At 48.4% G+C, this 14,228-nt stretch carries 12 protein-coding genes; 5 read left to right on the plus strand and 7 right to left on the minus strand.

What is annotated here, in order from left to right:
• Nucleotides 1-3 precede the first annotated feature (3 nt).
• From pdxS to ACN084_RS02810, 3 genes are all read left to right on the plus strand, one after another.
• Nucleotides 4-909 (plus strand): pyridoxal 5'-phosphate synthase lyase subunit PdxS, encoded by a 906-nt coding sequence (gene pdxS / locus ACN084_RS02800; protein ID WP_419105818.1) that lies wholly within the window; start codon nucleotides 4-6, stop codon nucleotides 907-909.
• A 203-nt stretch (nucleotides 910-1,112) separates the two neighbouring features.
• Nucleotides 1,113-1,751 carry a pyridoxal 5'-phosphate synthase glutaminase subunit PdxT gene (gene pdxT, locus ACN084_RS02805; RefSeq protein WP_419105819.1) on the plus strand — a complete coding sequence of 213 codons (639 nt, stop codon included), beginning with the start codon at nucleotides 1,113-1,115 and terminating at the stop codon, nucleotides 1,749-1,751.
• A 57-nt stretch (nucleotides 1,752-1,808) separates the two neighbouring features.
• On the plus strand, nucleotides 1,809-2,846 hold the full coding sequence (locus tag ACN084_RS02810; RefSeq protein WP_419105820.1) for a YeiH family protein: 1,038 nt from the start codon (nucleotides 1,809-1,811) through the stop codon (nucleotides 2,844-2,846).
• Nucleotides 2,847-2,911: 65 nt separating this feature from the next.
• On the opposite strand, the gene ACN084_RS02815 is transcribed toward ACN084_RS02810, so the two are convergent.
• The 4 genes from ACN084_RS02815 to ACN084_RS02830 form a co-directional block, all read right to left on the minus strand.
• On the minus strand, nucleotides 2,912-4,237 hold the full coding sequence (locus ACN084_RS02815) for an MFS transporter (protein ID WP_419105821.1): 1,326 nt from the start codon (nucleotides 4,235-4,237) through the stop codon (nucleotides 2,912-2,914).
• Nucleotides 4,238-4,404: 167 nt separating this feature from the next.
• Entirely contained in the window at nucleotides 4,405-5,757 is a 1,353-nt protein-coding gene (locus tag ACN084_RS02820; protein ID WP_419105822.1) for an MATE family efflux transporter, read from the minus strand.
• Between the two features lie 31 nt (nucleotides 5,758-5,788).
• The gene (locus ACN084_RS02825) at nucleotides 5,789-6,319 is read right to left on the minus strand and encodes an N-acetyltransferase family protein (RefSeq protein WP_419105823.1); all 531 of its coding nucleotides are present in this window, start codon (nucleotides 6,317-6,319) and stop codon (nucleotides 5,789-5,791) included.
• A gap of 72 nt (nucleotides 6,320-6,391) precedes the next feature.
• Entirely contained in the window at nucleotides 6,392-6,799 is a 408-nt protein-coding gene (locus ACN084_RS02830) for an RNA-binding S4 domain-containing protein (protein WP_419105824.1), read from the minus strand.
• A 61-nt stretch (nucleotides 6,800-6,860) separates the two neighbouring features.
• On the opposite strand from ACN084_RS02830, the gene ACN084_RS02835 reads away from it, so the two are divergent.
• Entirely contained in the window at nucleotides 6,861-8,141 is a 1,281-nt protein-coding gene (locus ACN084_RS02835; RefSeq protein WP_419105825.1) for a sucrase ferredoxin, read from the plus strand.
• A gap of 116 nt (nucleotides 8,142-8,257) precedes the next feature.
• On the opposite strand, the gene gabT is transcribed toward ACN084_RS02835, so the two are convergent.
• The 3 genes from gabT to ACN084_RS02850 all read right to left on the minus strand — a co-directional run bounded on the left by gabT (nucleotide 8,258) and on the right by ACN084_RS02850 (nucleotide 12,695).
• The gene (gene gabT, locus ACN084_RS02840; protein ID WP_419105826.1) at nucleotides 8,258-9,598 is read right to left on the minus strand and encodes a 4-aminobutyrate--2-oxoglutarate transaminase; all 1,341 of its coding nucleotides are present in this window, start codon (nucleotides 9,596-9,598) and stop codon (nucleotides 8,258-8,260) included.
• A 132-nt stretch (nucleotides 9,599-9,730) separates the two neighbouring features.
• Entirely contained in the window at nucleotides 9,731-11,158 is a 1,428-nt protein-coding gene (locus tag ACN084_RS02845; RefSeq protein WP_419105827.1) for a gamma-aminobutyraldehyde dehydrogenase, read from the minus strand.
• A 55-nt stretch (nucleotides 11,159-11,213) separates the two neighbouring features.
• Entirely contained in the window at nucleotides 11,214-12,695 is a 1,482-nt protein-coding gene (locus ACN084_RS02850) for an NAD-dependent succinate-semialdehyde dehydrogenase (RefSeq protein WP_419105828.1), read from the minus strand.
• Between the two features lie 219 nt (nucleotides 12,696-12,914).
• Here ACN084_RS02850 and ACN084_RS02855 point away from each other — a divergent pair, with 219 nt between their 5' ends.
• Nucleotides 12,915-14,228, plus strand: a complete 1,314-nt coding sequence (locus ACN084_RS02855; protein ID WP_419105829.1) for a hypothetical protein — start codon at nucleotides 12,915-12,917, stop codon at nucleotides 14,226-14,228.

Below are 14,228 nucleotides of genomic sequence, written 5' to 3' on the forward strand. Positions count from 1 at the left end.
ACCATGACTGAAAATACTGAACTTCATGGATCTCCCCTCGTCAAACGAGGATTAGCAGATATGCTCAAAGGTGGCGTCATTATGGACGTCGTCAACGCTGAACAAGCAAAAATTGCAGAAGATGCTGGTGCGGTTGCGGTGATGGCACTGGAGCGTGTGCCTGCCGATATTCGTGCTCAAGGTGGCGTTGCTCGTATGAGTGACCCTGACATGATTGAAGACATTATTAACGCGGTGTCTATCCCTGTGATGGCTAAAGCACGCATTGGACATTTTGTTGAGGCGCAGGTTCTTCAATCTCTCAAGGTGGATTATATTGATGAATCTGAGGTTCTTTCTCCTGCTGATTATGTGAATCATATTGATAAACAGCAGTTCACTGTTCCCTTTGTGTGTGGTGCAACTAATTTGGGTGAAGCACTTCGCCGTATTGCTGAAGGTGCGGCGATGATTCGTTCTAAGGGCGAAGCTGGCACGGGCGATGTTTCTGAAGCGACAAAGCATATTCGCACGATTAAATCTGAGATTGCTGAGCTACAAGCACTACATGCGACCTCTCCTGACGCGTTGTATGTGAAAGCTAAAGAGCTTGCTGCACCGTACGACATCGTTGTGGAAGTGGCACGCACAGGAAAACTTCCGGTGGTTCTTTTTACTGCTGGTGGTGTGGCAGCCCCCGCTGACGCTGCAATGATGATGCAGCTTGGTGCAGATGGTGTTTTTGTTGGTTCTGGCATTTTTAAGTCTGGTGACCCTGTTGCTCGTGCACGTGCCATCGTTAAGGCCACTGCGTTCTATAACGACCCTGCTGTTATCGCTGAGGCTTCTCGTGGTTTGGGTGAAGCGATGGTTGGTATTAATGTTGCGGACCTTCCAGCACCTCACCGTTTAGCTGAGCGCGGCTGGTAAGAATTGTAATTACACAAAAATTCTTGTGGGCGCTACGTACCCCCTTAGAACGGGCACATAGCACCCACAAGTATTTATAGGAGCCTATTAATATGGCTCAATAGCACAGAATAGAATCCACGCATAGACAATAAATATGCTTAGTTTAGCCACAGATTTTATCTGTATAAGTTTGCGCGAGAAAAACACGAAGGGTACAAACATTGACCACTATTGTTAACAATTCTGGGAACGGTAAAACTGTTGGTGTTCTTGCCCTTCAAGGTGGCGTCGCAGAACATGGACAAATGATGGAATCTCTGGGTGCGCAGGTAGTTCTTATTAAAAAGGCTGAGCACCTTCATGGGTTAGACGCGTTGATTCTTCCCGGTGGAGAGTCTTCTACCATTGACCGTCTTACTCGTATTTTTGGGGTACGGGATGCCTTACGCGAAGCTATTATCTCAGGTGTCCCAACGTTAGGTACTTGTGCTGGGCTCATCATGTTAGCGCACACTGTAGACGACCCTGCACCGGGTCAGCAAACACTCGATATTCTTGATATTTCTGTAGATCGTAACGCTTTTGGTTCGCAGGTTGATTCTGCAGAGACAGAGGTTCTTTGGCGTGGGGCAGATGAACAGCTACACCCTGTTCATGCGGCTTTTATTCGGGCTCCTCGAGTGAGTCGAGTGGGTCAAGATGTTCAGGTAACAGCTCATCATGGTGGGCAGGTTGTCGGTGTTCGGCAGGGCAATGTTATGGGTATTTCTTTTCACCCTGAACTTACGGGCGATACAACGATTCATCGTGAGCTGCTTAGCATGACGAATTTTAGATCATCATTCTGTTCTCTGTCTTAAACGTTGAAGCTGTCATATCTTGGTGTACGTATCGTAGATATGGGTTATGTTTAGTTTATGTTCAGTACTTTTACCTCCCGCTTACACGGTATTCTCTTTGCAATTGCGTTAACAGTGGGAGCTTATCTCATCACGTTTATTCCGGGGTTTCAGCTTGTTAGCGTTCTCCTGTTGGCGATTGTTCTCGGCATTTTGATGCGGAATGTGGGTTTTATCCCCGATTCTTGTTCAGCAGGTTTGACGTATTCGAGTAAAACGTTTTTGAGGGTTGGTGTTGTGCTCTTGGGGTTGCGTCTGGCAATTCCTGACATTCTTGAGCTAGGTTGGGGCGTGCTTTTTATCATTGCGGTCACGGTGCTGAGCACGTATCTGGTGACGTTGTGGTGCGGACGTTTGATGGGTGTTGCCCATAATTCTCGTATGCTTATTGCGACGGGTACAGCTATTTGCGGTGCTTCTGCGGTTGCTGGTATGTCTGCGGTGTTAGAGAAAAAAGATGATTCCGAAGAGGATGTGGAGTCTTCTGCGACTACTGCTATTGCTTGTGTAACACTGTTTGGAACATTTTTGATGTTTCTTATTCCGGCGTTAGCTGTTCAGTTTGGTCTTTCGTCGGAGCAGGCTGGGGTTTGGATTGGTACTTCTATCCATGAGGTGGGTCAGGTTGTTGCGGGTGCTGGGTTTATCGGTACGGATGTGGTGGCAACTGCTACGGTGACGAAGTTGGGTCGTGTGGTTCTTCTTGCTCCTTTGGTTGCTTATGTGGGGTATCGGCAGGGGCAAGAGAAAGCTCGTCGTGGGGTGTCGTCTCAGAAGCGGCCACCGTTGTTGCCACTTTTTGTGGTGGGTTTTCTTGTTGCAGTATTTTTGCGTTCGGTGTTGACCTATATGGGATTTGATGGTGTTCTTAGCAGCGTGTTGAGGGGTGCTGAGGTTCTGTCAACGGTGTTGATTACTGTTGCGATGGGTGCGATGGGCACTAATGTTCATCTTCGGAAGATTATGACGACGGGGTTGAGTGCTGTTGTTTTGGGTGCTGTTGCGAGTGTGGTTGCGGCTGTGGTGAGCCTTATCTTGGTCTTAGTCGTCATGTAGGTTTTCAAGCATCTTAGGCTCTCATGGGTTCCTACCGTGGGTAGTTGAGTGAAAATATACTTTCATTATTGCTGTTGGGCTACTGTCGTAAAGTGGTAAGTATTTTTAATAGCTAGCCAAGCTATTGAGCATAGTATTGAGATGATAGCAACAACTAGGAAAACTGGTGTTCCACCAAATTTATCCATGATATATGCGGCAATAATTATTGTTATTGCATTGAAAATTAGTTCAACAGTATCTATGACGGAGAACCAAGCAGCAATTTTTCCTTGAGGTGCATTGAGCTGGATAAGAAGGGTCATCCCTCTCAGCTGAAAGACACTACCGAACCCTAAGATAAATGCCCCAACCATAGCAATGCTTAGTGTTCCGTAGGATAGAGCAATGTTGGCACCTCCTAAACCTGTGATAAAACATCCAATACCAAATAATTTGGAAATAGTATCTTTTGTAGATTTTCCAATAAAAAATGCCGCGATAAAAGATCCTAGAGCCATAGCTCCTAAAACTAAACCAGCAGAAGATGTGTCTAAGGTAAATTCGTGTACCAATAGCGCGAATAGGAGCAGTAGAACTGTGGATATGGCAACCGTAGCTAACGTATCAATCACAAGGAAATATCTCCACGACGGTGACCTTAAAATGTAAGATAGCGTCTGGTGGAAACCGTTAGGAAGACCCGTACTCTCTGCTGGCTTTTCTTCTAAAGTTCCATCTAATTTTTCCTGCTGGTTATGCTCAGATTTTTCTGTTAAGTGTGTCTGCTGTCCAATAGTTACTCCCATCTGTTGGTTTTTGACCGTTGATAAGAAGAAAACAAGTAAGGTATAACTTAGCCCATAGAGTATTCCTACAATAATTAATGACTTAAATCCTGGGAAGTCAAAAATAATTGCGCCGGATATAACGGGTGCGGCGATAGATGATATAGACCGAACCGATGAATCAAGACCGGAAAATTGGATGAGACTTCTCTCGTCATCGCCGAAGACTTCGGGAAGTGCTGATTCGTGAGCAATTCCAACTAACTGATTGATAAAGTCGATAGCTCCAGCTAAAAGTACTATAAGAATAATGCTGGTAACACCAAATATGAGGTTAGATAGACCAGCAGTGATAAGCAGCAAAGAAGCTAATGAAGTAAATATTATGACTGCTTTTATGGGACCAATTGTGTCTATCTTTGACCCTAAAGTTGCTGATGCTACTGCTTCAGTAAGATATCCTGCAAAATATATCCAGCCGATTGATGTAACGCTATCAGATATGTCCAGAGCGGTTTTAGCGAAGGACATATCGTAAGTTGATTCTGAAACTGAACCAATAAATCCTGAAAGTATAAAGATAGATATTAATATTATTTTTAATACTTTTTTACGGGATGACATCTCTTTACCTGCTCAAAAGATATTGGACATCTGCTGTCAACGTCGAAATACACTTTGTGTGATTATTTATATTTTCAAAGTTCGTTGACAACAGAACCGCTCATGTGTGATGCAAGTCAATATATCATAAAGGTTCAAAATTAGTTCAAATATTTTTATTGCATATCCTACCGAACCCATATCTCAGTGCGAGCGCGTCGGCCAAGAGTCACGGCACGAGCACCCATGAAAACCGTAGAATACGCTAACCATAGAGCGATAAAGGCCGTACTCTGCCCCATAAGCGGGGTGAAGACGTCAACGAGTAGAAGTGACGGCACGTAAGCACCTAAAACAATAAGTGAAGCAATACCAAGATAACGCATGTCTTCTGCGCCCATCAGCACCCCGTCTAGAACAAAAACATATGCAGCTAATGGTTGGGTGAGTCCCACAACTAATAAGGACAACGCAAAAAGGTGTTGAACGTGCAGGTCAGAACTAAAAATCCAGCTACCAGTAAAGCCGATGAGTGCACAGAAAATTCCTGTAATTACACCAAAATAAAGACTCCACCGCACTAAAGCATTTTTAAGATCAAGAACAGCGTTCTTTCCTTGTACCGTGTTGAGGTTCTGCGCACCCAGTTCTTTACCTAAAAGAGCCTGTGCAGCGATAGCCAAAGAGTCGAGCGCAAAAGCAAGAAAGCTAAAAAAGCTCATGGTGAGCTGATAGGTTGCAAGAGCTGTCTGCCCTTGATGTGTGGCAACAATAACCGTGCCGAGTAACGCCACTCGCATAGAAAGCGAGCGCAACATGAGCCATGAGCCGAGAGCAAATACGTGGCGAAGTCCCGAAAGTTCGGGTGAAAGTTGCACACCGTATCGGGTGATACCCCGCCACAGACTCACACTGAGGACAGCGAACATGCCCCATTGTACGGTGGCGGTAGCAATAGCAGAGCCGGCAAGTCCCCACCCCAGAAGGTAAATCATCACCCAGTCGAGGACGATGTTCACAATCGCGCCGACGGTGGCAACATAAAGCGGGGTTTTTGTGTCTTGTAAACCTCGTAGCACCCCTACGATTGCGAGTACACCGAGCATGGCGGGCAGTCCAAGTAGTGAGGGGTGTAAGTATTCTTGGGCGTTGATGGTGGTGGCGGTGTCTGCTCCTAATGCGGTGAAGATCTGTTGAGAGAAAACCCACCCTAAGATGCCAAGTAGTGCCCCTAGTCCGAGGGCGACCCAGAGCGCGTTTCGTCCTGCAGCGTAGGCTTGAGCGAGGTTATTTTTTCCGTAGGCTCGGGCAACTGCTGGTGTTGTGGAGTATGAGAGGAACACCATTAGCCCTATGACTGTTTGGATGATGGTCGAGCCGAGGGTGAGTCCTGCTAGTTTGTCGGTGCCGAGGTGTCCGATCATGGCAGAGTCAGCCATGACGAAGAGCGGTTCAGCGACGAGTGCGCCGAAGGCTGGTATTGCTAGGTGAAGGATTTGTCGGTGCAAGGTGTTGGAGGGTGCAGGGCGGGTAGCTGACATAATCTTTACTCTACTTGTGTGGGGCAGGTGTTTAGAGGTTGAGACGGCGTATGACGTCGTCTCCGTAGATGTCTTTGGTGAGGTAGAATTTGCGTTCTCCGACGATACGGAAACCGTATTTTTCGTAGAATTTGTTGGCACGTATGTTGAGTTTTGCGGTGCCGAGCCATAGTGTTGTGAATCCTGCTTGTCGTGCTTGTTCGCAGACGGCATCCATCATTTTTTGGGCTGTTCCGTTGCCGCGTACGGATGGGTCTAGATAGAACTTGCTTAAGCATGCTGCTTCTGCAACGATTTCGGGGTTTTCAGCGGTGTTGGTGTAGAGGACGGTGTACCCGACAGGTTGTTTGTTCTTTTCGAGGATGCCTACTTGGTAGTGTTCTGAGCGGATGTATTCTTCAAAGATTTTTTGTGAGAGTTTTTCGTTGATGAAGGTTTGTACTGCTTCTTGGGGGATGTAGGACGGTGTTGCGTCAGGGAACATCTTTTGTGCGAAGGTGTGCAGTATGGGTGCGTCGTTGAGGTTTGCTAACCGGTAGTTTGGGGTTTCTTCATGTATCACTCGCTCTATCCTAGTGGCAGGGGTGAGTCGACGGAAGAGAGCTTTTCCTCTCTATAGGTTGAGCATCAGATTTTAAGATTTTTCGTATCCTCGAAGTTTGTTGAGTTCACGACGTTGAGCTTTTGTTGGGCGCCCCGCACCAGGTTCACGGTGGGGAACACCGCCACGCAGTAAATATGATGGGTATGGTTCGGATAAGTCCTCGTAACAGGTCACCGCAATAGGTGCGCCTACTCGACGGGAAATGGTATAAACCACCCGCAAAACTTTCTCATATCCGGGGTATCGTACACGTATCACGTCTCCCGGTTTTACTGTTCGCGAGGGTTTAACAGCGCTATCGTCGATACGTACGTGCCCTGCTTTACATTCACTCTGCGCTAAGGATCGTGTTTTAAAGATACGCACAGACCACAACCACACATCAACCCGAACTGGTGGATTATGTTGATGAGATGAGCTGAGGTTGTCCTGACTCATTTTCTGTGCCTTTCCTCAAAACAAATATGACTCTCTTAGCATACCCAGCTAAGCTGAAGATATGACTACCACCCTCGCCCCCCCACCCTGCTCGCATGAGGAGATTCTTTCTACTATCCGTTTCCCTGTTCTTCCACCAGAGTCTTGTTCTCAGAATGTTGAGGGGGAAACTTATGGGACGGCTACACGTACCCGTGGATGGGTTGGTGTTGAGGTGCCAGGGCAGTGGGGGCGAGATATCCTCAAAGGTGGCAGTGTTCATTCTGCACTTGCTCGAAGAATTGCGCGTAAGGTTAAAAAACTTCGCGGATATAAGCTGTTGTTTATTAGGGAGCCGGCTTCACGTGGAAGTCAATCTCAGCAGAAGCGTCAAACACACCGCATTTTTATTGTTAACAGCGCACAGGGGAAACAGCACACGTACCGTTTTGAGGTTCCTCATCTAGAGAAGATGCTCTCTCTTCCGTTGCACTCACCGCAGAAGATTAAGGGTGTTAAGAAGGTTCCTCATAGTCTCATATTTTTGTGTACTCATGGTAAGCGTGATCGGTGTTGTGCGTTAGCAGGACGGCCTATTGCACAGTATCTCAAGCAGGTTCGCCCTCCGGAGACGGTTTGGGAGTGTTCGCATATTGGTGGGCATCGTTTAGCTCCCACCGGTGTGGTGTTGCCTGCTGGTTATATGTATGGTCGGCTGACTCCTGCTGCTGCTCTTATGGCGGTGGTGTCTTTAGAGGAGTATCAGGTTCCGTCGTTGGCTGGTATTCGTGGTTGTTCTTCTCTTGCGGCGGTTCATCAGGTGGCAGAGGTTGCTGTTCGTGAGTATCTTGCTCAGGGTGGAGAAGAGCCTACTATTTCTCAGCTGTCGTTTTCTTCTGTTAAAAGTGAGAAGTCCTCACAGAAAAAGAAGAATCTTAAGAAGTCTCGAGAGTATCGGCAGTTGAAGAAGAAGTATGCGCGGTTGCGTAAGAGTCGACTGTGGCGTGAGCAGAAGGCGCGGGCGAAGGTTCTACGCAAAAAGTTGTCTTATGGTCAGGCATGTGTCGAAGAGCTGGTAGAGCTCAACGAGCTTAATCGGCGGTATCGTGAGGTTAAAGAGCAGTACCGTCGTGAGAAGTATGCGTTGCTTCATGGTGGGCAGGATACTGGGTCTTCTCAAGTTTTTTCGTCCGCGTATAAGGGTGTTCAGCGCTCTATTGTTCACCATGAGGATGGTCGTTCGTGGATTGTTGTCACAGCTAAAACGAAGACTGCTCCGGCACGTGAGTCTTGCGGTAAAGGAGAAAAACCGCTCTCAACGTTTAAGGTTCTCTCGGTGGAGAAGGCGTCTCATCGTCGTTAGTCAGTTACTGGTAAGTTTTCAGTTGTGGTTCTGAAGATTGTAGTTTTTTCTTGTTAAAGTGTTGTCCCCGTAGCGTGCATGCTACGGGGACAACACTTTTAGAGTGTAGGAATGTTTTAGATTGAGCGGATACCTTCAACCAGAATATCTAATGCCTGTTCAAGGAGATTTTCTGGGATGGTTAGAGGAGGTAATAAGCGTACAACGTTGCCGTATGTTCCGCAGGTGAGGATAAGCACTCCGCGTTCTAGGCAGTAGCTTGCAATATCTCGTGCTGCTTGCGGATGTGGCTCTTGTGAGTCGGTGTCGAGAACGAACTCTAGTGCCATCATGGCGCCGCGTCCACGTACTTGACCAAGAATAGGCAGTTCGGGGACGAGTGGTTCAAGTTTTTGGCGGATGAGTTGTTCAATACGTAACGCGCGTTCGTTGAGGTTCCATTCTTGCATGGTTTCAATGGTGGCGAGAGCTGAGGCGCAGGCGACAGGGTTTCCGCCATAGGTGCCGCCGAGTCCGCCTGGTTGCACTTTTTCGAAGAGTTCAGCTCGTCCGGTAACGGCTGATAATGGCATACCACCGGCAATGCCTTTTGCGGTGGTGATAAGGTCTGGCTCGATGCCTTCATATTCGCTGGCGAACCATCGTCCGGTACGGCAGAATCCGGCTTGTACTTCGTCGGCGATGAAGACGATGTCTTTGCTCTTTGCCCATTGTGCGATGTTAGAGAGAAATCCTTCTGCGGGGACGATGAATCCGCCTTCACCTTGAATGGGTTCGATGAGCACGGCGGCGATGTATTCTGCTCCGACTTGTTTTTCGATGATGTCGATAGCTCGTTGTGCCGCTTGTGCGCCGGTGAGTTCTTCACCGTCACGGTAGGGGTAGCTCATGGGCACACGGTAGATTTCTGGTGCGAATGGACCAAAGCCTTTTTTGTAGGGGGTGGCTTTTGCGGTGAGTGCCATGGTGAGGTTGGTTCGCCCGTGGTATGCGTGGTCGAAAACGATGATGGCGTTACGTCCGGTTGCTGCGCGCGCGATTTTTACGGCGTTTTCTACGGCTTCTGCGCCGGAGTTGAAGAGGACGGATCGTTTAGGGAAGTTACCGGGGGTGAGTTCGTTGAGTTTTTCTGCTACCGCAATATACCCCTCGTAGGGGGTGACCATAAAACAGGTGTGGGTGAAATGTTCGCTGGCTTCTTGGATGGCTTTGACCACTCGTGGGGCGCTTGCGCCTACGGAGGTCACGGCGATGCCTGAGCCGAGGTCTACGAAGGAGTTTCCGTCGACGTCGAGGATTACTCCGCCGTCTGCGTCTTGTGCGTAGATGGGCGCGGTGGAGGCGACTCCGGCGGGTACGGCGTCTGCTCGTCGTTGTGCTAGTTGTTGTGAGCGTTCACCGGGGAAGGTGCCGTTGAGTTTGATTTCTTGTGGTAGGCGGTAGGTTATGTTTGTCATTGATGTACTTTCTCTTAGAGGAAGCAACCGAGAAGAGTTGACGTTTCACGTGAAACGTTCGGGTCTCTTCTCGGCAGCTTTTGTGTTCAGTCACTTCACAAGCAGGAGCTAAAGACTCCCGCCGTAGAGGAATTACACGCTCATATCACTCATCACGTGTTTGATGCGGGTGTACTCTTCTACTGAATACAGGGAGAGGTCTTTGCCGTATCCAGAGAGTTTGTATCCTCCATGTGGCATTTCTGCGGTGAGCATGACGTGAGTGTTAATCCATACAGCACCAAAATCAAGGTCGCGAGACATGCGCATAGCAACACCGTGGTTGTTTGTCCACACAGAAGACGCCAAGGCATACGAGACGTCATTAGCTAGTTCTAGAGCTTCTGCCTCATCACTGAAAGGTTGCACAGTCAGAACCGGCGCAAATGTTTCTTCTTGGACGATAGGGTCTTGCTGTTTGACGTTACTAATCACCGTGGGTGCAATGAAGTATCCGCGTTCAGTGCAACGAACACCGCCCGTATCAACAACCGCGTGCTCAGGAAGGTTCTCTAGCTTCTGCATAACCGTCTTGAAATGGTTGACGTTATTGAGCGGGCCATAATAGTTCTTTGAGTCGTCTGCGTCTCCGGTCGTAATCTTTTCGGCTTCTTGCACCAGCAGTGCACGGAATTGTTCGTAGACAGACTCTTCAACAAGAACACGAGTAATAGCAGTGCAGTCTTGACCAGCATTAAAGTACCCGAATTCGGTGAGCATACGAGCCGCGCGAGGTAAATCTGCATCAGCGAAAACGATGGCGGGAGCTTTACCACCAAGTTCAAGGTGTGCACGTTTGAGGTCTTTTGCGGCGCTTGCGGCGACTGCTTGGCCTGCACGCACTGAACCGGTAATAGAGACCATGGACGGGGTGGGGTGTTCTACCATCTGAGCCCCAACACTTGCGTCTCCTAAGAGTACGTTTACCACACCGGCAGGGAAAATATTCTGAATGAGCTGGGCCAGCACCAGAGTGGATTCTGGGGTAGTGTCCGAGGGTTTAAGAACAACGGTATTACCGGCCGCCAAAGCTGGTCCCAGTTTCCACACGGCCATTAGGAGCGGGTAGTTCCATGGGGCGACTTGGGCAACAACACCTACGGGTTCACGGCGAATATAGGAGGTATGGTCGGCCATGTATTCGTAGGCTGCTTTGCCTTCAAGGGTGCGTGCGCAACCAGCAAAGAAGCGCATTTGGTCTGCACCGGCGAGAACTTCTTCGTTGCGGATGATTTCTCGTGGCTGACCGGTATTGCGGTGTTGCGCTTCAACCAGTTTATCGGCGTTTTCTTCCATGGCTGTTGCCAGCTCAAGGAGGTATTTTTGTCGTTGTGATGGGGTGGTTCGTCGCCAACTAGTGAAGGCTTCACGAGCAGCACTCATGGCGGCTTCGATCTCTTCTGCTGTTGCAATAGGTGATTGTGCAACGGTTTCTTCGGTTGCGGGGTTAACGATATCGAGTGTCTCGACTGAAAGCGAGTCGATAAATTCTCCGTTAATGAAGTGTTGTAGGCGTTTCATGGGGTGAACCCTTCATTGTGTCTTGGGGTGACGTGCATTACTTACAGCATATCTGCTAAAGAGCGTAGGGGTCTTTAACTCCGATATATTGCGTGTAGGTGTATTCATCGATACCTTCTGCGGCTCCTTCACGACCTAAACCAGAATGTTTAACTCCACCAAAGGGTGCAGCCGCGTTAGAGATAACCCCAGCATTCCAACCCACCAAACCGAATTCTAGGTGGTCAGCGGCACGCAGTTGACGCTGATAATCCTTAGTGTAAACATAGGAGGCAAGCCCGTATTCGGTGTTATTAGCCATGCGGTAAGCTTCATATTCATCGCTAAAGGTCATAATGGGTGCAATAGGCCCAAAGATTTCTTCACGAATCACAGATGCTTCTGCTGGAACGTTAGCTAACACGGTTGGTTCAAAGAAATATCCTGCACCATCTATTGCGTGACCTCCCACAACGATACGAGCACCGTGAGCTACCGCGTCAGCAACTTTTTCGCTCATCTGTTCTTGTGCTTTCTTTTCGATGAGAGGACCGCAAGTAACCCCTTCATCCATACCGTTGCCGACTTTCATCTGACGGATTTTTTCGGTAAATTTTTCAGTGAATTCTTCAGCAACTGATTCGTGCACAATAAAACGGTTTGCGGCAGTGCAGGCTTGACCCATGTTTCGCATCTTTGCGCCCATTGCACCGTTGACGGCGTCATCAATATCAGCATCGTCAAAGACGATAAACGGCGCGTTTCCGCCGAGTTCCATGGAGGTGCGCAGAACATTTGCGGAAGCTTGTTCGAGGAGTTTTTTACCGACTTCCGTTGATCCAGTAAAGGACACTTTACGCAGTCGAGAATCAGCAAGGAGGGGCGCACTAATAGCAGATGCTGAGGCTGAGGGTACGACGTTGAGCACTCCGTAAGGAAGTCCAGCATCGAGCATTGTTTGCGCAAAGTATTGTGCGGTCAAAGGGGTGAGTCGTGCTGGCTTGAGAATCATGGTGCAGCCAGCGGCGATAGCTGGGGCGACTTTGCGTGTTGCCATAGCAAGAGGAAAATTCCATGGGGTGATGAGCAAGCACGGACCAACGGGTTTGCGGGAGGTGAGGATACGGTTTGTTCCTTCGGGTGTGTTAACGTATCGCCCGTAGTTACGAACGGTTTCTTCAGAGAACCAGCGAAGAAACTCAGCACCGTATTTCACTTCTCCGTGAGCTTCTGCAAGCGGTTTACCCATTTCAAGTGTCATAAGTTGAGCGAAGTCTTCGGCACGTTCTGCGACCAGTTCGTAGGCGCGACGAAGAATTTCAGCTCGTTCACGTGCAGGAGTTTCAACCCACCCCTTGTTTTTATATGCGGCGTGACATGCGGCGTCTAACGCTTCAGTAGCATCTTGAGAAGTTGCTGAGGCAATAGTTGCTAGTTTTTCTTCAGTTGCAGGGTTGAACACGTCAAAGGTTTCTCCGGTGGAGCTTTCTTTCCACTGATCGCCAATGAGCAAGCCGGTAGGTACTTTGTTGATGAGTTCGGTGATTGCGGTGTTCACGTTAGTCCTTTTCTCCATGTTCTTCGTTGAATGTTGGAATAATAGGGGAAGATGATGATTCTTCTATCACACCCCAACCTAATGGGTTAAGGCAATTTTGGCGAGGTTTTATTATTTTTGCTACCGTTATCACGATATTAATGGCTTTTGTTGAAGGTATTTTTAATCTTCTTGCCGCAAGAGTCTGTACACAATGCGACGGTATGAGAAAATGACCCCATGAGTTTGAACAGCTCCCCCACAAACACTATAGATTTGCCGGTTCTGACCTCGCTTCTAGAGAATTACTCACAGCAGGCGCAAGAGCCTATTCACGCGCACCTTCATAGCTCTCACGGTGAAATAGTTGAATTTTCGTTGACCAACGACAGCGGAAATATCGTTATTGATGCAATGCTCACCCAAAATTTTCTTGTGGCTGCTCAGAATTTATTGAATAGTGGCACTATTCCCCCGAACGCCGTTATCAATATTGACACTTCGCTTTCTCATGAAGATATTGGGGATCATGCCGTTGAGGATAACCCCGGTGATTTAGAGGGCGTACCAACCACCCAAAATGATGGTTTAGCACTTCATCGTACGCTCACTCGTTTAGGGCATACCAAGGGTTATTCTCCTTCAGATATTGATTACATCATTAAAAAACGTGGTGGCATCACATTGCCGGAGTTGCGTTTTTATCGTTCGACGGTACGCGATGGAAAGATTGCAGACGGCCCCTTTGGGGATATTCTTGCATCACATATTGAAGAAGATTTTGGAGCGAGCGACCTTGCAGATGCTCAGCTTCCACGTATTCCAGCGCAGCCAAGCGATGTTGTACAGCCGTTGCTATCTCATCGACTGTGGGTAGAGATTGCCCATGACACAGATACTCTTTATGCGGTAGATCTTGCCCCTGGAGCTTCTGGCGCAAAGGGTCAGGTTATTAGCCGCGACCCGCGTATTGCAGAGCCGCCTCGTCTTCTTGCTCGTTCCTTCTCAGATTTTGTGACTGGCAACTGGGTCAGCGAAGAGGAGCGCCGTAAGAGTTGGGGCGTTTTGGAGGATTCGTCGGTTGCTCAGTGGATAAGCTCTACCACCATCAAAGATGACAGCGCACACGAGAGTCAGCCACAGCAGGAGCAGGCTGTTTCGGCGGTGACGATGGATTCTCTTACAGAGCCTGCATCTTCTCAGGTTCTTGCAGATGGTTCTTTACCGGTAGAAGAAGAGACTCCTTCTACTGAATCCGACACAATATCTTATCGCTCACAAGTTGATGAGTTTGTACGGCAGACAAGGCAGGCTGGGCAGAAATCTCAGGAAGAGTTTGCTCAAGATTTTGCGACTCATGCTTTTGGTGATTCCGAGGAGTCTTCTGCTGTTGACCCCGAGACATCGTCGCCTTCTTCAGATGAGTCACTTCCTGTTTCTGCTCAGGAGAAGAATCTTGAGGCAGAGCGTGAGGAGCCGAAGAGACGTCATTTTGCAGAATCTGAGCCTGAGAGTGTTCTTAAAGCTGCGGTTAAAAAGTTTTTCCTTGGCTAG

Source organism: Rothia sp. P7208 (assembly GCF_048512915.1).
Lineage (GTDB): Bacteria > Actinomycetota > Actinomycetes > Actinomycetales > Micrococcaceae > Rothia.